Origin of the sequence: Pseudophaeobacter sp. C1-32P7 (assembly GCF_041008775.1) — a bacterium.
Taxonomy (GTDB): domain Bacteria; phylum Pseudomonadota; class Alphaproteobacteria; order Rhodobacterales; family Rhodobacteraceae; genus Phycobacter; species Phycobacter gallaeciensis_A.
In genome coordinates this window covers 135,000-154,345 of sequence record NZ_JAXGFR010000003.1, presented here as the reverse complement: position 1 = coordinate 154,345, position 19,346 = coordinate 135,000, and the positions used below count along the sequence as shown (strand labels likewise).

15 protein-coding genes are annotated in these 19,346 nt (G+C 66.0%); 5 read left to right on the top strand and 10 right to left on the bottom strand.

All coding sequences use genetic code 11. The features are described 5' to 3' along the window. Positions 1-12 precede the first annotated feature (12 nt). Positions 13-2,040, top strand: a complete 2,028-nt coding sequence (gene pbpC / locus SM763_RS05695) for a penicillin-binding protein 1C (protein WP_490363267.1) — start codon at positions 13-15, stop codon at positions 2,038-2,040. Positions 2,041-2,060: 20 nt separating this feature from the next. On the opposite strand, the gene SM763_RS05690 is transcribed toward pbpC, so the two are convergent. The 4 genes from SM763_RS05690 to SM763_RS05675 are packed head-to-tail and all read right to left on the bottom strand — an operon-like array spanning position 2,061 to position 8,822. Continuing rightward, a complete protein-coding gene (locus tag SM763_RS05690; RefSeq protein WP_368997938.1) occupies positions 2,061-4,112 on the bottom strand; it encodes a hypothetical protein in 2,052 nt (683 codons plus the stop codon). A gap of 11 nt (positions 4,113-4,123) precedes the next feature. After that, positions 4,124-6,910 (bottom strand): DUF4159 domain-containing protein, encoded by a 2,787-nt coding sequence (locus tag SM763_RS05685; RefSeq protein WP_368997937.1) that lies wholly within the window; start codon positions 6,908-6,910, stop codon positions 4,124-4,126. After that, on the bottom strand, positions 6,907-7,818 hold the full coding sequence (locus tag SM763_RS05680; protein ID WP_274837940.1) for a DUF58 domain-containing protein: 912 nt from the start codon (positions 7,816-7,818) through the stop codon (positions 6,907-6,909). The genes SM763_RS05685 and SM763_RS05680 overlap by 4 nt, the downstream gene beginning before the upstream one ends. After that, on the bottom strand, positions 7,815-8,822 hold the full coding sequence (locus tag SM763_RS05675; protein ID WP_368997936.1) for an AAA family ATPase: 1,008 nt from the start codon (positions 8,820-8,822) through the stop codon (positions 7,815-7,817). The genes SM763_RS05680 and SM763_RS05675 overlap by 4 nt, the downstream gene beginning before the upstream one ends. Positions 8,823-8,886: 64 nt before the next feature. Between SM763_RS05675 and SM763_RS05670 the strand changes: the two genes are divergently transcribed. The 4 genes from SM763_RS05670 (at position 8,887) to SM763_RS05655 (ending at position 11,898) form a co-directional block, all read left to right on the top strand. After that, positions 8,887-9,471: a DUF1285 domain-containing protein gene (locus tag SM763_RS05670; RefSeq protein ID WP_274829464.1), complete on the top strand. Its 585-nt coding sequence runs from the start codon at positions 8,887-8,889 to the stop codon at positions 9,469-9,471. A gap of 196 nt (positions 9,472-9,667) precedes the next feature. Beyond that, positions 9,668-10,420, top strand: coding sequence for a hydroxypyruvate isomerase family protein (locus SM763_RS05665; RefSeq protein ID WP_274867774.1), 753 nt, complete (start codon positions 9,668-9,670; stop codon positions 10,418-10,420). 120 nt (positions 10,421-10,540) lie between these two features. After that, entirely contained in the window at positions 10,541-10,768 is a 228-nt protein-coding gene (locus tag SM763_RS05660) for a DUF2798 domain-containing protein (RefSeq protein WP_368997935.1), read from the top strand. Between the two features lie 98 nt (positions 10,769-10,866). Further along, positions 10,867-11,898 carry an aminoglycoside phosphotransferase family protein gene (locus tag SM763_RS05655; RefSeq protein WP_368997934.1) on the top strand — a complete coding sequence of 344 codons (1,032 nt, stop codon included), beginning with the start codon at positions 10,867-10,869 and terminating at the stop codon, positions 11,896-11,898. 10 nt (positions 11,899-11,908) lie between these two features. Here SM763_RS05655 and SM763_RS05650 read toward each other — a convergent pair whose 3' ends face one another. From SM763_RS05650 to pgi, 6 genes are all read right to left on the bottom strand, one after another. Beyond that, a complete protein-coding gene (locus SM763_RS05650; RefSeq protein ID WP_368997933.1) occupies positions 11,909-12,604 on the bottom strand; it encodes a FadR/GntR family transcriptional regulator in 696 nt (231 codons plus the stop codon). A 29-nt stretch (positions 12,605-12,633) separates the two neighbouring features. Then, entirely contained in the window at positions 12,634-13,458 is an 825-nt protein-coding gene (locus SM763_RS05645; RefSeq protein WP_274837944.1) for a sulfite exporter TauE/SafE family protein, read from the bottom strand. Positions 13,459-13,649: 191 nt separating this feature from the next. Then, entirely contained in the window at positions 13,650-14,297 is a 648-nt protein-coding gene (locus SM763_RS05640) for a bifunctional 4-hydroxy-2-oxoglutarate aldolase/2-dehydro-3-deoxy-phosphogluconate aldolase (RefSeq protein ID WP_368997932.1), read from the bottom strand. A gap of 4 nt (positions 14,298-14,301) precedes the next feature. Continuing rightward, the gene (edd, locus tag SM763_RS05635) at positions 14,302-16,110 is read right to left on the bottom strand and encodes a phosphogluconate dehydratase (RefSeq protein WP_368997931.1); all 1,809 of its coding nucleotides are present in this window, start codon (positions 16,108-16,110) and stop codon (positions 14,302-14,304) included. A 60-nt stretch (positions 16,111-16,170) separates the two neighbouring features. Continuing rightward, positions 16,171-17,619 (bottom strand): glucose-6-phosphate dehydrogenase, encoded by a 1,449-nt coding sequence (gene zwf / locus SM763_RS05630; RefSeq protein ID WP_368997930.1) that lies wholly within the window; start codon positions 17,617-17,619, stop codon positions 16,171-16,173. Between the two features lie 48 nt (positions 17,620-17,667). Next, positions 17,668-19,272: a glucose-6-phosphate isomerase gene (gene pgi / locus SM763_RS05625; RefSeq protein WP_368997929.1), complete on the bottom strand. Its 1,605-nt coding sequence runs from the start codon at positions 19,270-19,272 to the stop codon at positions 17,668-17,670. Positions 19,273-19,346 lie beyond the last annotated feature (74 nt).

The following is a 19,346-nucleotide window of genomic DNA, read 5'->3' as shown; positions in this document are numbered from 1 at the left end:
TGGCGGCGGGGTCTGTGGGCCGTTGCCGCGCTTGCACTGCTGCTGGGCATCGGCTGGCGTCTGTTCGACGATTGGGTCGCCGATACCGAGTTGCCGCTGACCCTTGCCGAAACCTCTGTCGAGGTAATGGACCGCGAGGACCGCCTGTTGCGGGTCTACCCGGTTGGGGATGGCATCTGGCGCATGGCGCTGCAGCTCGATCAGGTGGATCCCCGGTTCACCGAGATGCTTATCGCCTATGAGGACCGCCGGTTCTGGTCGCATCCGGGGGTGGATGTTCTGGCGCTGATGCGTGCGGGTGCGCAGGCGCTGTGGCATGGCCGGGTGGTTTCGGGCGGCTCGACGCTGACGATGCAGCTGGCGCGTCTGCTGGAGGATGGCTCGACCGGGCGCTGGTCCGGCAAGCTGCGGCAGATCCGGGTGGCCTTGGCGCTGGAGCGGCGCCTCAGCAAGGCTGAGATCCTGACGCTCTATCTCACCCATGCGCCCTATGGCGGCAATATCGAAGGGCTGCGGGCCGCCAGTTACGTCTGGCTGGGCAAGGAACCGCGAAGGTTGACGGCAGCAGAGGCGGCGTTGCTGGTGGCGCTGCCGCAATCCCCGGAAAGCCGCCGCCCGGATCGGGCGCCCGAGGCCGCGCGACAAGCACGCGCGCAGGTGCTGTCGCGGATGGTTGCTGATGGTGTTCTGGACAGCGAAAGCGCCAAGATCGCAACCAAGGCGCGCCTGCCCCGGCAGATGGCTGCGATGCCCCGGCTGGCGCCGCATCTGGCCGACCGCGCCCTGTCCGCAAATCCCGGCGCCCGGCGCCTGTCCCTGACGGTGCAGGCCGATCTGCAACAGCGGATGGAGCAGTTGGTACAGGCGGCGGCGCGGCGCAGCGGCGCGCGGCTCTCGGCGGCGCTGATGGTAGTGGATCACCAGAGCGGAGAGGTGCTCGCCTCGGTCGGATCCCCCGGGTACGCCGATCAGGGGCGGCAGGGATTTGTCGATATGACACAGGCGCTGCGCTCTCCGGGCTCGACGCTTAAACCGCTGGTCTACGGGCTGGCCTTTGATCGCGGGCTGGTGCACCCCGAGACGCTGATCCATGACGGTCCGGTGGATTTCGACGGCTACGCGCCGCAGAATTTTGATGGAGTCTTTCGTGGCGATCTGCGGGTGCGCGAGGCGTTGCAGCTGTCCCTGAATATCCCGGTGGTAAAGCTGACCCGCGAGCTGGGGGCGGCGCATCTGATGGCGGCCCTGCGCCGGGGCGGTGCCAGCCCCCGATTGCCCGGCGGTGGCAAACCGGGGCTGGCGATCAGCCTCGGCGGGCTTGGCACCTCGTTGCAGGATTTGGTGCAGATCTATACCGGGCTGGCCGCGGGCGGGCAGGGACCGGCGCTGCGGGTGCTGCGGGGGGCGTCGCAGCAGGATCGCCCCCGGATGATATCGGACGTTGCGGCCTGGCAGCTGGGCGATGTGCTGCGCGGGCTGGCGCCGCCACCCGGGGCACGGGCCGGTGTTCTGGCCTATAAGACCGGCACGTCCTATGGCCACCGCGATGCCTGGGCGCTGGGCTGGGACGGGCGCCATGTGATCGGCGTCTGGATGGGCCGGGCGGATGGCACCCCGGTGCCGGGGGCCTTTGGCGGTGATCTGGCAGCGCCGGTGCTGTTCGAGGCCTTTGGTCTGCTGAAACCCGATTTTGACGCGCTGCCACCGCCGCCCGCCGCGACCCTGATCCTGTCGGCGGCGGAATTGCCCGCGCCGCTACGCCGCTTCCGGGCACGGGACGCGGTATTCGAACCGGCAGAGAATGCGCCGCAGATGCTGTTCCCCCCGAATGGCGCCCGGCTGGCGCTGGAGGGCGGCGGGCTGCCGGTCAAATTGCGCGGCGGCACTGCGCCTTTCGTGGTACTGGCGGATGGAAAACCGGTGCTGCAGGGGCAGCAGGCGCGGGAGTTCGAAATCCCCAGTCCCGGCCTTGGTTTTTCCGATCTGGTGGTGGTTGATGCGGCGGGCCGCTCGGCCCGGGCCGCGATCGAAATCGACTGACAGCAGATCTGCGGTCCGGGTCAGCCGCGTCCCTCGCGCAGCCAGCCTGCGGTGATCAGCGCGGCAATAACCAGCAGCACCAGCCATGCAGGCAGCAGTGGATGCTGTGACACCGACAGGGTTTCATAGGCCTCGCGCGGGGTCAGACCGATCCAGCCACGTCCGGCGGCCGGGCGCCCCTCGCGCACATCGCGCAGGCGCGGCAGACCGTCCTCCAGCCGTAGGATACCGCCCCGCGCTGTGGCGACCACCGGGCGCAGCACCTCGCCGGTGGCGACGGTTTCGCCGAACTCCCGGGGCGCCGCCGGACCCAGCCCGATGACGGCTGAGGCGTCGCCTTCGCTGAGGTGGTACAGGCCGATCTCGGCGCCTGTATAGCTGCCCTGCCAGACACCGGGGGCCCGTTCCTGCAGGTCCAGTACCGTCTCGGACCCATCCGGCGCGGTGATGGTGACGGCGCCGATGCTGTCCTGCAGCGTGCGCCGGGTGATTTGCATCTTCTGGCCGGTGGCCTCGGCGGTCAGAACCTCTTCCTCCAGCTCTGGCTCTTTCATCATCCAGTGGGCCAGGCGGCGCAGCAGTTCCAGCTGCGGCCCGCCGCCTTCATAGCCCCGGCTCCAGAGCCAGGCATGATCCGAGGCCAACAGCGCCACGCGTCCCTCGCCTTCGCGGTTCAACACCAGCAGCGGCCGGTCCTCGACACCCTCCATCAGAACATGTCCCTGCGGTTCCTGCAGATCGATCTGGCGCAGCCAGCGGCCCCACGTCCCGTCTGTGCTCTCTCGTTTCAGTCCCGAGGTGACAGGGTGGCGGGCGCCAAGATCGGTGACCTGGGGCAGATAGGGCTGTTCAAAGACCCGCGCCGTGGGGCTGGCGGGCAGGACCGCCGAAAGGGGGCTGCGATAGATGCTGGCGGCGCTGGCGAAATCCGGCCCCGCCGCGATCAGCACGGCGCCGCCCTTGGCCACGTAATCGGCCACATTGTCGAGATAGATCGCAGGCAGGATGCCGCGCCGTTTGTAGCGGTCAAAGATGATCAGGTCGAAATCGTCGATCTTTTCCAGAAACAATTCGCGCGTGGGAAAGGCGATGAGGCTCAGCTCATCCACCGGCACCCCGTCCTGCTTTTCCGGTGGGCGCAGAATGGTGAAATGCACCAGGTCCACCGAGCTATCCGATTTCAGCAGGTTGCGCCATGTGCGCCCGCCGGGGTGCGGCTCTCCTGACACCAGCAACACGCGCAGGCGGTCCCGCACGCCGTTGATCTGGATCAGCGCCGTGTTGTTGCGGGTGGTCAGCTCTCCGGCAGCTTCGGGCACCGAGAATTCGATCACGTTGCGCCCGCCATGCGGCAGGGCGATGGGCAGTTCGAAATCGACACCGACCGGGAGGGTGAACCGTTTCGGCTCGGCGCCATCGATCGCAATTTCCAGCGGCGCGGTTGCGGCGGCGTCGGGCGCGGCGCCCTGATCCTCGATCCGCAGCGTCAGGGTGACGGGTTCTCCGATGATGCCAAAAGCGGGCGCGTTGCGCACCACAAGGCGGCGGTCCCAGTCGCTGTCCTTGCCGGTCAGCAACAGGTGCAGCGGCGCAGGCAGCTCGGGGGCCTGATCGGCATCGTGGATCTGACCGTCCGACAGGGCGATGATCCCAGCGATCCGGCCACGCGGCGCATCGGCCAGCGCATCGGAAACCGCCTGCATCAGGGCGGTGCCGCTGTCATCGGCGGCATCCGGCAGGGTGACCCAGCGCGTTTCGGTATTGGGGCGGGCCTCCAGAGCCTGTCTCAGCTCTTCTTCGGCCTCGGCCATCTGCTCGGGCCGGGCAGGCAGGCTCTGGCTGGCGGTTTTATCGGCGACCACCACCACGATATCGCTCAAGGGGGCGGTGTTTTCGTTCTGCACCACTGGTCCAGCGAGCATTGCCAGCAGGCCAAGGGCGGCGCCCGCGCGCAGCAGCCAGCCGCGCATCCGCGCCCAGATGGCCAGCGCTAGGCCCAGCACCGTCACGGCGGTGAGCGCCCAGATCACGGGCCAGGGCAGCAGCGGGTCGAACAGGATCGTCTGCGTCATCGTCGTGGCCCCTATTGCCCCAGCCGTTCCAGCAGCGCCGGAACATGGACCTGATCGGATTTGTAATTGCCCGTCAGCACATGCATCACCAGATTGACGCCAAAGCGCAGCGACAGCTCGCGCTGACGCTCACCGGCATAGCCGCGCCCGACCGGGCGCAGCGGGCGGCCATTGCTGTCCACCGCCCAGGCTGAGGCCCAATCGTTGCCGCCGATCACCACCGGTGTCACCCCGTCGTTCAGCGTGCGGAAGGGGATGCCTTCGTCTTGCTCTGCATCGGGCGGCGCGGCTTCGACCCAAAGCGGGCCGCGCGGATGGCGGCCGGGGAAGTCCTGTAGCAGGTAGAAAGTGCGGGTCAGCACGTGGTCCGGCGGCAGCGGCTCCAGCGGCGGAATATCCAGCCCCAGCGCAAGCTGTTGCAGGCGTCGCGCCTCGGGGCTGGTGGCGCCGACAGCGGTCAGATCGGCGTCGCGGGTGTCAAACAGGATCATGCCACCGCTGCGCAGGTAGGCGTTGAGCCTTGTATAGGCCGCGGCCGAGGGCATTTTCTGATCCGCCGTCACCGGCCAGTAAAGCAGCGGGAAGAACGCCAGCTCGTCCCGTTCCAGATCGACGCTTGCGGGCGTTGATGGCTCGACCGAGGTGCGGAAGAACAGCGTGTCCGACAGGCCCTGCAGACCGGCCCGGGCGATCCGGTCTACCTCTGCATTGCCGGTCAGCACATGCGCCAGGGTCAGCTCGGCCGCAAGCGCGACCGGATCGGCGGCGCCACTTTCCTGCGCCAGGGTTGGGCGTGGCGACAGGGCGCCAAGTGCCAGAGCCGCTGCTGCCAGCAAGGGAACAAGGGCGGTGCTGCGCCGCAGTTGCGCCAGTTGGCCAGAGACCAGCAGGGTTGCCAGCACATCCAGCGCCAGCAGCACAAGGGCCAGCCCCAGCAAGGCACCACCAAGCGGGCGTTCCTGCGCCGTGCTGTAGCCGGAAACCGGAACCGAGGCAGGCCAGGACGCCGCCGTCAGGCTATCGCCCGCGCGCAGCACGTTGCGCGCGAGGGTCTGATTGCCACCATCATAAAGGCCGGGCTGCAGCGCTGGGCCTGCCGGGGCGGCAACCAGATCGGGACCTTGCACACCGGGCAGGGTGCCTGCCTCGCGGCTGCGGCCAAATCCATCCAGCACCGAAACAGGTCGCCAGACCGTGCCTTCCAGGCTGGTTGCCTCGGGCGTGCCGACAGCCGAGGAAACCGCCAGCCGTTCCAGCATCTGCACGAACAGGCCAGAGAGCGGCAGGCTGCTCCATTCGGCATTGGCGGTGACATGGAACAGCACCACCTGCCCCTGTCCCAGCGGCTTGCGGGTGACCAGCGGGGTGCCATCGCCAAGGGCGGCGATCACCCGGTCGGCGAGGGATGGGTCCGGCTGGGCTACCACCTGCGCTGATACGGTGACTTCCTCTGGGGTGCGCAGCCCGGCAAAGGGAGAGTCATCCTCGAAAGGCGCCAGCGTCTTTGGCTCACCCCAGCTCATGGCGCCGCCGATGCTGCGTCCGCCAAGGCGCAGACGCACTGGCATCAACGGTTCTTCCTCGCTGCGGGCGGTATCGCTGGCGGCCAGCCGTGGGCCGGCGAAGCGCACCAGCAACCCGCCCTCTTCGACCCAGTCGATCACCGCTTGTTCCTGCGCCGGGGGCAGGCGTGCGACATCGGCGAGGATGATCACATCGGGGTTGGCGGGCAGCAGATCGCTGAGCGCGCCTTCCAGCAGGTCCGCCGTGGGCGCCAGTGCCTGACGGAGGTAGTGCAGCGGCGACAGCAGCGCGAGGCCCTCGTCTTCGCTTTCCGAGGCGATCAGCGCGACCTCGCGGCGGCGCAACCCGTCATCGGCCAGGGCCACGGCCCCGGCGCTGCGCTGGCCTACCAGTTCAAACCGGGTAATCCGGGCGCGCAGCTCGGACGGCAATGATAGGCGGACGCTGGCGTTTGTGGCGCCTGCATCGAAACGGGCGGTGGCCTGAGCGAGGCTGCGCAGGGTGCCGCCGGGATCGCGGCCCCGGGCCTGCACTAGCATATCCCGTGCCGGGCCGGGCAGGCTACGCTCCACCGTCAGCTCCAGCGCGCCATCGGCATAGCTGGGCGGTGCCAGCGCAAAGGCGGCGCCGGGCTGCTCCAGCACCTGCAGGGCGCCGCGGGCTGCCAGCGCCTCGGTCAGCCGCTCCCGCCCGGGATAGTCCAATCCGTCGCTGAACCAGAGCGTGTCAAAGTCTTCTGTGGCTTCGGTAATATGCGTAATTGCCTGATCCACCTGATCCGGGGCCGGTTGCCAGGGATTGGGGGTGAGGCCGGCGACCTGCCGAGCCCAGTCGCTGGCCGCAAGGAATTGCAGCGGTTGCGGATCGCTCAGCCGCAGGACGGCGACGGTGCGGTCGCCGCGCCCGGCTTCCTCCAGCCGCGCGGTGATTTGATCGCGGGTCTCCTCCCAACCATCAGACCCGGCCCAGGTGGCATCCAGCACCACCAGCAGCGGTCCGCTGCCGCTGTCGCGCTCTTCCGGGTTCAGCACCGGACCGGCCAGACCGATGATCGCTGCCGCCAGCGCCAGCATCCGCAGCAGCAGCAGCCACCAAGGGGTACGGTCGGACAGGCTTTCGTCATCGCCAAGGCCCAAGAGCAAGGTCACGGCGGGAAAGGCCTGCCGCCGCGGTGCAGGCGGCACAGCGCGCAGCAACAGCCACAGGATCGGCAGAGCCAGCAGGCCCAGCAGCAGCCAGGGATAGGCAAATCCGATACCGGCAATCAGGGTCATGCGGAGGACCTTTCCAGCGCGTGATAGAGCCACATCAGCGCCGCCTGGGCACTGTCACCCGTGTGATGCAGACCCAGCCGCCAGCCTGCGGTGCGGCACAGCGCTTCCAGCGCGTCGCGCCGTTCGGCCATGCGGTCCAGATAGCGGTCGCGCAGGGCCGAGGCCTTCAGCGTTTCATGCACCAGCCCGCCGGTCATGCTGTGAAACCGGGTGCGCCCGGCAAAGGGAAAGCTTTCCTCGCTTGGGTCCAGAACCTGCAACAGCACCCCGCGCACGCCGCGGTCGGCGGCCTTGCTCAGCGCCAGCTGCAATTCGTCAAAGGGGCCAAGGAAATCCGAGATGAACAGGGCGCGGGCATGGGGCACCATGGCGCGGTGCTCGGGTGGTGCGTAATCGGCGTCGTCCTCGCGGCTCAGCATCTCGGCCAGACGCAGGATCTGGGCCTTGCCGCTGCGCGGGGGCAATCTACCGCCAGTGAGGCCCACGCGTTCGCCGCCGCGTAGCATCAGGACCGACACCGCCAGCGCCAGCAGGCGCGCGCGGTCGATCTTTTGCGGCAATTCGGGGCTGGAGGAAAACCGCATCGAGGCGCCAAGATCGGTCCAGACATGCACCGTCTGGGCGATCTGCCATTCCCGTTCGCGCACGAATTGCACATCGCCCCTGGCCGAACGCCGATGGTCGATCATGCGGCGGCTGTCGCCCTGTTGCAGGGGACGGTATTGCCAGAAATCATCGCCGGTTCCGGCGCGCCGCCGCCCGTGTTCCCCCAAAAGGACAGCACCTGCCAGCATCTGCGCATCGACCAGAAGCGGCGGCAGGGCGCTGGCCTCCCCTTCGGCCCGGTGGCGCAGATCTGCGGCCGGGGCGACGGGAGAAGACGCGTCAGAGGCGGCGGGTTGGGTCACGCGGCGGCTCCGGTGCGGGTCAGATCGGCAGCGGTGCTGTCGATCAGATCGGCTAGGCTGTCACCCCGCGCGCGGGCCGAGAAGTTGAGCTGCATCCTGTGGGTCAGAACCGGCCGGGCCATATCGATCACATCCTCGGCATTGGGCGCCAGCCGGGCCTGCAGCAGGGCGCGGGCGCGCACCGCCAGCATCAGGGCCTGCGCCGCGCGCGGCCCCGGACCCCAAGCGACCGTATCGACGACGCGCTGCGAGGCGCCCGGTTCTTCGGGGCGGAAGGCGCGGACCAGGTCCAGAATCATCTCGACCACCGAGTCGCCCACCGGCATGCGCCGCAGCAGGTTTTGGGCGGCGATCAACTCATCGGCGGTAAAGACCTGATGCGCCTCGGCCTCGCTTGCACCAGTGGTGGCCAGCAGGATGTCCCGCTCGGTCTTGCGGTCAGGGTATTGCACGTCGATCTGGAACAGAAAGCGGTCCAGCTGCGCTTCGGGCAGGGGGTAGGTGCCTTCCTGCTCGATCGGGTTCTGGGTGGCCAGCACGTGAAAGGGCGTGCCAAGCGACCGGTCTTCACCCGCGACGGTCACCGTGCGTTCCTGCATCGCCTGCAGCAGCGCCGATTGGGTCCGGGGGCTGGCACGGTTGATCTCATCCGCCATCAGGAGCTGACAGAACACCGGCCCCGGCACGAAACGGAAGGCGCGGCTGCCATCGGCGGCGGTGTCCAGCACCTCAGAGCCAAGGATATCCGCCGGCATCAGGTCAGGGGTGAACTGAATCCGGTTGCCATCCAGCCCCATCACCGTCGACAAGGTTTCTACCAGCCGGGTCTTGCCGAGGCCGGGCAGTCCGACCAGCAGCCCGTGACCGCCGCACAAAAGAGTGGCAAGGGTCAGGTCCACGACCCGCTCCTGGCCGATAAAACGGCGGGTGATCGACTCCCGCGCCTGTTGCAGCTTGGCTTCGAGCGCTTCGATGTCGGCCAGCAGATCATCGGGTTCGGACATGACTTTCCTTTCACGGCGCATATATGGTCTTAGTGTATCTCGCCCAACGGAAATGGCAAAAACAATGAGCGGACAAAACATCGTGACACCGACAGCCGACGGCATAGCAGCCGCAGCCACTGCGGCCAAGAAAGGCAAGGGTTTGCCGCCGGTCCACCTGTGGAACCCGCCGTTTTGCGGCGATCTGGACATGCGCATCGCCCGGGACGGGACGTGGTTCTACCTTGGCACTCCCATCGGCAGGTTTGAGCTCGTGCGGTTGTTTTCATCAATCCTGAAACGCGAAGGCGACAAGTATTTCCTGGTGACGCCGGTCGAAAAGGTCGGAATCACCGTGGATGATGCGCCTTTCGTGGCAGTCGATTTCGAAGCCTCTGGCGCGGGAGAAGATCAGGTGCTGACCTTTACCACTCATGTCGGCGACAGCGCCGTGGCCGGGCCGGACCATCCGATCCGGGTGGTGCGGGATCCCGAGACTGGCGAGCCGTCGCCTTACGTGATGATCCGGGCCGGGCTTGAGGCGCTGATCGACCGCAAGAGCTTTTACCGGCTGGTCGAACTGGGTAGCCATCATGACGGGTGGTTCGGCCTGTGGTCATCTGGGGAATTCTTCCCGGTCATCCCATCGGCAGAGCTGGATCAAGGCTGAAACCGCCCCAGATCTCCCGCCTTTCCGGCGCGTCGCAGGGAGCGAATTAAGCTATCGTTAGCAGGTTCTGGCATTTTGGGTAAAATAGAGTCGATTTTGTGGCAATATTGTGGCGGTTGCGTTTAATGCACCGTTTTCCCGCCCTTGGCGCCGAGTCTGCGAGGCCTTAAATCTGCGGCAAACGACAGGAGCTCCGATGCCAAGGTTTGCCGCGAATATCTCAATGCTCTTTGCTGAGTTGCCCTATCTTGAACGGTTCGCAGCGGCGGCCAAGGCCGGGTTCGACGCGGTTGAAATCCTGTTTCCCTATGAACTGGCGGCCAAGGAAACCCAGCGGGCGCTGGTGTCGAACGGGCTGGAACTGTTGCTGATGAACGCGCCGCCGCCGAATTACACTGGCGGTATGCCCGGCTATGCCGCGCTGCCGGGCGGCGGGGAACGGTATCAGCGCGATATCCGCCGGGTGCTGCGCTACGCCGAGATCCTGCGCCCCGGCGCCATTCACATCATGGCCGGTTATGCGACGGGCGATCTGGCGAAACAGACCTTTATCCAGAACCTGCAGTGGGCCGCTGATCGCGCGCCGACGCAGCAGTTTACCATCGAGCCGCTGAATGTCGGGGACCAGCCGAATTACTTCCTGAACGACTACAATCTGGCGGCTGAGGTTCTGCAGGCGGTGAACCGCCCGAACGTGGGGCTGCAATACGATGCCTATCACGCCCAGATGATCCACGGCGATGCGCTGAAGGTCTGGGAGACCTTCAAGGAGCATGTGGTGCACGTGCAGATCGGCGCCGCACCCGGGCGCTGTGAGCCGGGCACCGGTCCCGTCGACTTCGAAGAGCTTTTCGCCGCCATCGACGACAGCGGCTACAAGGGTTGGGTCAGCGCGGAATACACGCCTTCGACCCTGCGCACCGAAGACAGTCTCGGCTGGATGCTCTGAGCGTTTTTTGACCAGAATTCTCCAGGTACGTTCACGCGGGATTACGATCCCGCGCCCCGGTCTGGCAATTGGTTGCTCCCTGCCACATATTCCTGCCGGAATGTGAACAAGGAGTCTTCCATGCTGCCCGCCCGTTTCGCGCCTGTTCTGTTTGGCTTCCTGTTGTCCGGGATCATGTCGGGCATCGTGATTATGGTGGCAACGCTCAGGACGCGCGGTTTCAGCGCGCAGGCCTTTGATACCTGGCTGACCTCCTGGCTCTATAGCTGGCCAGTGGCCTTCTGCGTGGTGCTGGTGGTGGCGCCGCTGGTGCGGCGTTTTGTGACCGGGCTTGTGAAACAGGGCTAGGGGTTGACCACACATACCGGGCGGCATGGCTGGACGGGGCGGCGAAAATCCTCCAGACCTGTGGCCCACGTCCTTTGTTGCTGCAAGGTGCCCTGCCTATGATGTCTTCCCCGCCCTCTGCCTCCGTTCAGCAGGATCCCACCATCGCCGACTTTCTGGCCAAGCAGGGAGAGGCGGATGCAACCCTGTTGCCCTTGCCCGGCGATGCTTCGGCGCGGCGGTATATGCGGCTGGACGGGCGCGGCAGGATGCTGATGCAGGATCCGAGTGATCCGGCGGGGTTTGCCGGTTTCGTGTCTCTCGCACGGCATCTGACAGAACTGGGCCTGAGCGCGCCGCAGGTCTATGGCGCCGATCCGGACACCGGCCTGGCCCTGATCGAAGATTTCGGGACCCAGACCTATAGCGTGCAGCTGGCTGCCGGGCGAGACGAGAGCATGCTCTATGCCCTCGCGGTGGATGCTCTGTTGCACCTGCACCATCATCCGCAGGCCGCATCGGTGCAGGTGCCAGCGTATGATCTGGCGACCTTGCTGGAGGAATTGTCGATCTTCTCCCACTGGTTCGCGCCGACGCTGCGCCCGGACATCGACACGGAGGCGTTCGACGCGGAGTTCCACGATCTGTGGCGGGAGCCGCTGACCCTGTCGCTGTCTGGTCCGCGCACATTGGTGCTGCGCGATTTTCACGTCGACAACCTGATGGAGCTCAGCGACCGCGACGGAGTGCGCCGCTGCGGACTGCTGGATTTTCAGGACGGCGTGACCGGTCCTGCGGAATACGATCTTGTATCGCTATTGCAGGATGCGCGCCGCGATCTGGAACCGGGGTTGGAGCAGGCAATGCTGAACCGCTACATCGCCGCCGCGCCGGAGAGCGCCGGGGGCGCTGATCCGATCACCCGACGCTATCACTTGTTGGGCGCGCAGCGCCATACCCGTATTGCCGGTGTGTTCCTGCGCCTGCATCAGCGCGACGGTAAACCCGGCTACCTGCACTTCCTGCCCCGCGTCTTGCGCCAGATGCAGGTGGCGCTGGATGCTGCAGGGTTGACCGAAGTGACCGCATATCTGGATCAGACGCTGCCTGGCTGGCGTGGTGCTGGTCCGGCGCTGGCAAAGGCTGGATAAACGCCCCGGATCAGGGTGCCGGATCGGCCCGCGACAGGGTTTCTGATACGCTGTGCAGGTGGGTCTTCATTGTCTCTGCCGCGCGCGGTGCATCGCCTTCGATGATCGCGGTGGCCAGCGCCTGGTGTTGCTGCGCCAGCATCTCGAATACCGCGCCAGAATAGGTTTCGGCCCGCGGGCGGATCCAGCTGGCCTCCTGGCGTACGCTCCGGATCGCCTCGTACATGGTCAGGAACAGCGCGTTATGGGCCATTTCCGCGATCTTGTAGTGAAAGATATCATCTGCCGCATCATAGCTGCTCTGATCTTCTGCCGATTGGGTGGCCGCAGCGATCTGGGCGAATTGCGCGCGCTCCTGCGGGGTGGCGCGGGTCGCGGCCAGCGCCGCAAGGCGGGGTTCCAGTGACAGGCGCACCTCGATCACCTCGGCCAGAGTCACTCGCCGCGCCAGCGGTTTCAGGCGTGCGGCATCGGTGGCCGGGGGCGGTAGCACAAATGTGCCCTGTCCCCGGCGCCGGAAGATCGTGCCATCGGCGGCCAGCAGATCGAGCACCCGCCGCAGCCGCGCCCTGCTGATACCATGGCGCTGGGCCAGCTCCCGTTCGGGCGGCAGGCGGCCATCCTTCAGCGGCGCGCCTTCGGCGATCTCCCGGCGCAGACGCGCAGCGATCTCGGTATCCGAAGGCGGGGCAGGGGACGGTGTCATGGCAGGATCAGCCTCTGTTCAACATCGGATCAACCGAGAAACAGGTCTTTGAACATCCGGGCAGAGGTAATCAGCAGGAACAGCCCAAAGGACAGGCGCAGCGCCCGGCGCGGGATGCTATGGGCCAGTTTGACGCCAACCCGAGCAAAGGTCGTGCTGAGCGGGATGATCACCGCCGCAAGCAGAAGGTTCACATAGCCGAGCGAGAAGGGCGGCAGACCTTCAGAGCCGAAACCGGTCGCCATGTAGATCAGTGCGCCCGGCACCCCGATGATAAAGCCTATTGCGGCAGAGGTGCCCACGGCCTTGCGGATGTCATAGCCAAGGAAGTTCAGCATCGGTACGCAAACTGTGCCGCCGCCGATACCCATCATCGCCGAAATCGACCCGGCCACGACGCCAAGCCCGGCCCAGACCGGTTTGGAAAAGCTGCGCGGGGTGTCGCTGTCTTGGGCCTTGCGCAGGATCATGTCGAGCGCGACGATCACCGCCACCGTGGCAAAGACCGCGATCAGCACCTGCCCCGAAACGATACCGCCCAGCACGCCGCCGATGACCACGCCCACAAGGATCGACGGTGCCCAGAGCCGCAGCAACGCCATGTCGATGGCGCCTTTCTTGTAGTGGCCATAGCCCGAGGACAGCGAGGTAAAGACGATGGTCGACAGCGAGGTGCCCACCGCCACCTGCATGGTCAGCGCGGGTTCCATCCCGGTCAGCGACAGGGCGAAGTAAAGCGCGGGCACGATGACGATTCCGCCGCCAACGCCAAGAAGGCCGGCAAGGATACCACCGATGATGCCAGAGCCGGCTGCAACGGCGACCAGAGGGAGGAGGGTTTCGAGTTCAAACATGAGAGATCGTCTTTCGGGTGGTGAACGCTACAGGGCGGGTGCTGTCGGAAGTCCGGCCGCGCGCCCGTCATCATATGGCAAGATGAGGGTCGCAACCAATTCTAAATTGGTTGCGATACATCGCGGAACGGGCCCCGGCTGTCAAGGCCGGTGCTCTCGGTTCCTTGTTTTGTCGGTGGGTGTTCTGGAGCTCAGCCTGCCAGTTGCCGCGCGGCGCGGGCCAGTTCGGTGATCCCGGCCCAGTCGCCCGCCTCGATCAGGTCTGCCGGGGCGACCCAGCTGCCCCCGGCGCAGACCACATTGGGCAGCGACAGGTAGGTGCGGACATTGCCCGGGCTGACGCCGCCGGTGGGGCAGAAGGAGATCTGCGGCAGCGGCGCGCCGATGGCTTTCAGCGCGGGCGCCCCGCCCGAGGCTTCGGCGGGGAAGAATTTCAGCATGTCATAGCCGCGCTCCAGCAGGCGCATCGCTTCGGAGGCGGTGGCGGCGCCGGGCAGCATCGGCAGGCCTGCGGCCTCACAGGCGTCCAGAATCTGATCGGTGGCGCCGGGCGAGACGCCAAATTGCGCGCCAGCCTCGACCGCTGCTGCAACGTCATCGGGGGTGACCAATGTGCCTGCGCCGACCACGCCACCGGGCACCTTTGCCATCTCGCGGATGACATCAAGGGCCGCCGGAGTGCGCAGGGTGACCTCCAGTGCGGGCAGCCCGCCTGCCACCAGCGCCTCGGCCAGCGGGCGGGCGTGGGCGGCGTCATGCACCACCAGAACCGGAACGATAGGTGCCATCTGGCAGATCTCGCGGGTGCGGGTGCTGGCCGCCTTTGGTGAAATTGACATGGGATCAGTCTCCGAAAACGCTGGCGCCGGTATCGGCGGATGTGACGGCCTGGCGGAACAGGGAAAACAGCTCGCGCCCGGTGCCGTGCTGATAGGCAGACAGATCCGCCGTAGCGGCCTCGCGGTCCAGCGCGCCGGGGGTGAGCACGTTGAGCGTGCCCGTGGTGGCATCGAGCCGCAGCACATCGCCGTCCCTGATCTTGGCGATGGGGCCGCCGTCCAGCGCCTCAGGCACCACGTGGATGGCGGCGGGCACCTTGCCCGAAGCCCCGGACATGCGCCCGTCGGTGACCAGCGCCACCTTGTGCCCCTTGCCCTGCAAAATGCCCAGCATGGGCGTCAGGCTGTGTAGTTCCGGCATGCCGTTTGCCTTGGGGCCCTGGAAGCGCACAACGACGATCACATCGCCGGTGAACTCGCCTGCCTTGAAGGCGGCCTTGGCCTCCTCCTGATCGTGAAAGACGCGGGCGGGGGCCTCGATCACGTGGTGTTCCTCGGCCACGGCGGAGACCTTGATCACCGCTGTGCCCAGGCTGCCGGTCAGACGTTTCAGACCGCCGGTCTGCTGGAACGGAGCCTTTGCCGGGCGCAGGATCGCGTCGTTCAGCGATGTTTTGGTGCCGGGGCGGAAGGTCAGGCCATCCTCGGTCAGGAAGGGTTCCTGCGTGTAGTGTTCCAGCCCGGTGCCGGCGATGGTCTTGGTGTCGGGATGCAGGAAGCCCGCGTTCAGAAGCTCTCCGATCATGTAGCCAAGCCCGCCCGCCGCGTGGAAATGGTTCACGTCGGCCAGACCGTTGGGATAGACCCGCGCCAGGAGCGGCACCACATCCGACAGATCCGCAAAGTCCTGCCACTCAAGGATCACTCCTCCGGCGCGGGCCATGGCGATCAGATGGATCAGCAGGTTGGTCGACCCACCGGTGGCCATCAGCCCGACGATGCCGTTGGCATAAGCCTTTTCGTCCAGGACATCGCAGACCGGCGTATAATTGTTGCCAAGCGCGCTGAGCGACAGCGCCCGTTTTGCGCCCTCCACCGTCAGCGCCTCGCGCAGGGGGGTGCCGGGATTGACGAAGGAGGAGCCGGGCAGGTGCAGCCCCATGAACTCCATCAGCATCTGGTTGGTGTTGGCGGTGCCGTAGAAGGTGCAGGTGCCGGGGCCGTGATAAGCGGCCATCTCGGCCTTCAGAAGTTCATCGCGGCCGATCTCTCCGGCGGCGTACTTCTGGCGGATCTTGGCCTTGTCGTCATTCGCCAGCCCGCTGGTCATCGGCCCGGCAGGCAGGAACGCTGCAGGAAGATGGCCGAAGGTTTGCGCGCCGATCACCAGACCCGGCACGATCTTGTCACAGACGCCAAGATAGACCGCCGCATCAAAGACATTGTGGCTGAGCGCAACGCCGGTCGCGAGCGCAATGGTGTCGCGGGAAAACAGGCTCAGTTCCATGCCTGCCTCGCCCTGGGTGACGCCATCGCACATGGCAGGCACGCCGCCCGCGACCTGCGCGGTGCCCCCGCTGGCGCGGACCGCATCGCGGATCAGCGTGGGGTAGGTTTCAAACGGCTGATGCGCCGACAGCATGTCGTTATAGGCGGTGACGATCCCTAGATGTCCGGCGCTGCCACTGGCCAGCGTGCCCTGATCCGAACCGGTCGCCGCATAGGCATGGGCCTGACCAGAGCAGGACAGATGTGCCCGCGCCGGACCCTTGCCTTGTGCCGCGCGCATCCGCGCCAGATAGGCGCTGCGGGTCTCCGCGCTGCGGGCGATGATCCGTTCGGTGACCTCTTTAAGTGTCTGGTTCAAGCTCATGTCAGATGCCTTTCGAATGGCTTGCGCGGGGCGGGCTGTGGGGCGGTGGCGTCGGGGACGTCAATCTCCGATACTACGCCATCGGCGCCCGTCCCGGTGCATCAGCAGCAGCGAATCCTCGGGGCCGGAGCCACCCTGATCATAGCGCTGCGGCGCGGTTTCGCTTTCAGCCCAGCTGGCGATGATCGGATCAGCCCAGGCCCAGGCAGCTTCGACCTCGTCCCCGCGCATGAACAGGGTCTGGTTACCCCGGATCACATCCATGATCAGCCGCTCATAAGCGTCCTGCGGGCGGCCCGCATCGGGCAGGCTGTCGGCAAAGGTCATGTCGAGGTTGGCGCCGGTCAGGCGCATGCCGCCGGGGCCGGGATCCTTGATGGTGGTGCGCAGGGTGATGCCTTCGTCCGGTTGCAGGCGGATCACCAGCACGTTGCCGTGCACCCCTGCGGCGCCTTCGAAGATATTGTGCGGCGGGTCGCGGAAATAGACAGCGATTTCGGAAACGCGTTCGCGCAGGCATTTGCCGGTGCGCAGGTAAAAGGGCGTTCCGGCCCAACGCCAGTTCGCCACCTGCACCTTCATCGCGATGAAGCTTTCGGTGGTGCTGCCGGGATTTCCCGCATGCTCGCGGTAGCTGTCGCCGTTGCGGCCGCGATACTGGCCGCGGGCGATATCATCCGGGGCCACCGGATCCAGCGCTTCGATCACCTTGACCTTCTCGTCGCGCACCGCGTTCGGGGTGAACCGCGCTGGCGGCTCCATGGCGGTGAGGCACAGCAGCTGCATCAGGTGGTTCTGCACCATGTCCCGCATGGCGCCGGACCTGTCGTAATATTCGCCGCGCCCCTCGACCCCGATGCTTTCGGCGACGGTGATCTGCACGTGGTCGATATGGGAGGAATTCCATAGCGGTTCGAACAGGGAGTTGGCAAAGCGCAGGGCCATCAGGTTCTGCACGGTTTCCTTGCCCAGATAATGGTCGATCCTGTAGATCTGATCTTCCTGGAAATGCGCCCGCAGCGCCTGGTTCAGCTCCCGCGCTGAGGCCAGATCGTGACCAAAGGGTTTTTCCAGCACGATGCGGCTCTCGGCTGTGACCATACCGCTGGCGCTGAGCCGGTCTGCGATATCGGTGAATAGGCTGGGGGCGACCGACAGGTAGAAGGCGCGGGTGACATCACCGCGCAGGTGCTGGCCCAGTTCGGCCCAGCCGCCATCGCCGCGCGCATCCACCGCGACATAATCCAGAAGCTTGATAAAGGCGGCGATATCCGCCTCGTTGGTCTCGCCGGGCTGGCCAAATTCGCGGATCGCGGCGGCGGTCAGCTCCTGAAACTCGGGCCGGTCCAGATCGGCACGCGAAGAGCCGATGATGCGGGTGTCTTCGCTGAACTGACCGATCTGGAAGCGGTGAAACAGGCTCGGCAGGATCTTGCGGCGGGCCAGATCTCCGGTGGCACCAAACAGGACCAGGTCGAACGGCTGAACGGGGATAACGCGGGAAACCATGTGTCTGTCAGATCCTTGCAGCGGGTCGGGTTGATGTCGGACCGGTCGTCAGGTCAGTTTTGCCAGCAGGCCCCGGGTCGAGCCGTCCTTGCCGGTGGGGTCGGCGCCGTCGAGCATCGGCATCAGGCTGAGCGCCAGTTCCTTGCCCAATTCCACGCCCCATTGATCAAAGGAGTTGATCCCCCAGATCGCGCCTTCGGTGAAGACCCGGTGTTCAAAGAGCGCGATGATCTGCCCCAGCACAAAGGGCGTCAGCCGGGGGTAAGCGATAGTGACCGACGGGCGGTTGCCGGGAAAAGTCAGATGTGCGGTCATCCGTTTGAGATCGCCGCCTTCGAAGCCACGTTCGGCGGCCAGTTGGCGCGCCTCCTCTGGGCTGCGGCCGCGCATCAGCGCCTCGGACTGGGCCAGGCAATTGGCCACCAGCATCCGGTGCTGATGGGCAAGCTCGGGCTCGTGCCCTTCGGCTGCGATCAGGAATTCTGCAGGCACCACGCGGGTGCCCTGATGCAGCAGCTGATAGAAGGCGTGTTGTCCATTGGTCCCGGGCTCGCCCCAGACCACGGGGCCAGAGTGGCGGGTCAGCAGCTCGCCATCAAGGGTCACACCCTTGCCGTTGCTTTCCATGTCGAGCTGCTGAAGATAGGCGGGCAGGCGCGACAGGCGCTGGTCATAGGGCAGCACCGCGCGGCTGTCATAGCCGCAGATGTTGTTGTGCCAGATCCCGATCAGCCCCAGCAGGACCGGCAGGTTCTGCTCTAGCGGGGCAGTCTGAAAATGCGCATCCATGGCTGCGGCGCCGCTTAGAAGGGTGCGGAAATTGTCTGGGCCCACGGCGATCAGGATCGGCAGGCCGACCGGCCCCCACATGGAATAGCGCCCGCCAACCCAATCGGCAAAGCCAAACACACGCTCGGGCGGGATGCCAAAGGCGGCAGTCTTGTCCAGCGCCGAGGAGACCGCCGCCAGATGCGCGGTGGCGCCATCCCCCAGGGCCGCGCGCAGCCAAGTCAGTGCGGTTTCGGCATTGGCCATGGTTTCGGTGGTGGTGAAGGTTTTGGAGGCGATGACGATCAGCGTCGTTTCAGGATCGAGATCCTTCAGCGTATCGGCAATATGGGCGCCATCGACGTTGGAGACGAAATGGCAGCGCGGACCATCGTGATAAGGCGCAAGGGCCAGCGTTGCCATTGCCGGGCCAAGGTCGGAGCCCCCAATGCCGATATTGACCACATCGGTGAATGCCGCGCCCGTCGCGGTTTTCGTCTCGCCGCTGCGCAGCGCTCCGGCAAAGGCTTCCATCCGGCGCAGGGTCTCCTGCACCTGAGGCATCACGTCTGTGCCATCCACCAGGATCTTCTGATCCGCGGGTGCGCGCAGGGCGGTGTGCAGAACGGCCCGGCCCTCGGTCGCGTTGATCCGCTCGCCGCGGAACATGGCGTCGATATGATCCGGTAGACCGGTTTCCTTTGCGAGATCGATCAGCAGGGACAGGGCCGTTTGGTCCAGCGAGGTCTTGGAATAGTCGAGGAGAAGGTCATCACTGTCGGCAGAGAAAGCATCGAACCGGCCCGCGTCATCGAACAGCGAAAGCAACGGCGTATTGGCGGTTTCGGCTCTGTGTCGGGCCAGCTGTGCCCAGATATCACTCATTCCAACAGGTTCCTTGCAAGTGGTCTGATTAGAGTCTGATCTTGTTCCCGGCGCGGTCCTGGCATATGCGAATT

Bases quoted from the DNA above. Each gene is read 5' to 3' on its own strand.
- SM763_RS05690 (WP_368997938.1), bottom strand. From the start codon at position 4,112: ATGACGCAGACGATCCTGTTCGACCCGCTGCTGCCCTGGCCCGTGATC.
- SM763_RS05685 (WP_368997937.1), bottom strand. From the start codon at position 6,910: ATGACCCTGATTGCCGGTATCGGATTTGCCTATCCCTGGCTGCTGCTG.
- SM763_RS05675 (WP_368997936.1), bottom strand. From the start codon at position 8,822: ATGTCCGAACCCGATGATCTGCTGGCCGACATCGAAGCGCTCGAAGCC.
- SM763_RS05670 (WP_274829464.1), top strand. From the start codon at position 8,887: ATGAGCGGACAAAACATCGTGACACCGACAGCCGACGGCATAGCAGCC.
- SM763_RS05665 (WP_274867774.1), top strand. From the start codon at position 9,668: ATGCCAAGGTTTGCCGCGAATATCTCAATGCTCTTTGCTGAGTTGCCC.
- SM763_RS05660 (WP_368997935.1), top strand. From the start codon at position 10,541: ATGCTGCCCGCCCGTTTCGCGCCTGTTCTGTTTGGCTTCCTGTTGTCC.
- SM763_RS05655 (WP_368997934.1), top strand. From the start codon at position 10,867: ATGATGTCTTCCCCGCCCTCTGCCTCCGTTCAGCAGGATCCCACCATC.
- SM763_RS05650 (WP_368997933.1), bottom strand. From the start codon at position 12,604: ATGACACCGTCCCCTGCCCCGCCTTCGGATACCGAGATCGCTGCGCGT.
- SM763_RS05645 (WP_274837944.1), bottom strand. From the start codon at position 13,458: ATGTTTGAACTCGAAACCCTCCTCCCTCTGGTCGCCGTTGCAGCCGGC.
- SM763_RS05640 (WP_368997932.1), bottom strand. From the start codon at position 14,297: ATGTCAATTTCACCAAAGGCGGCCAGCACCCGCACCCGCGAGATCTGC.
- edd (WP_368997931.1), bottom strand. From the start codon at position 16,110: ATGAGCTTGAACCAGACACTTAAAGAGGTCACCGAACGGATCATCGCC.
- zwf (WP_368997930.1), bottom strand. From the start codon at position 17,619: ATGGTTTCCCGCGTTATCCCCGTTCAGCCGTTCGACCTGGTCCTGTTT.
- pgi (WP_368997929.1), bottom strand. From the start codon at position 19,272: ATGAGTGATATCTGGGCACAGCTGGCCCGACACAGAGCCGAAACCGCC.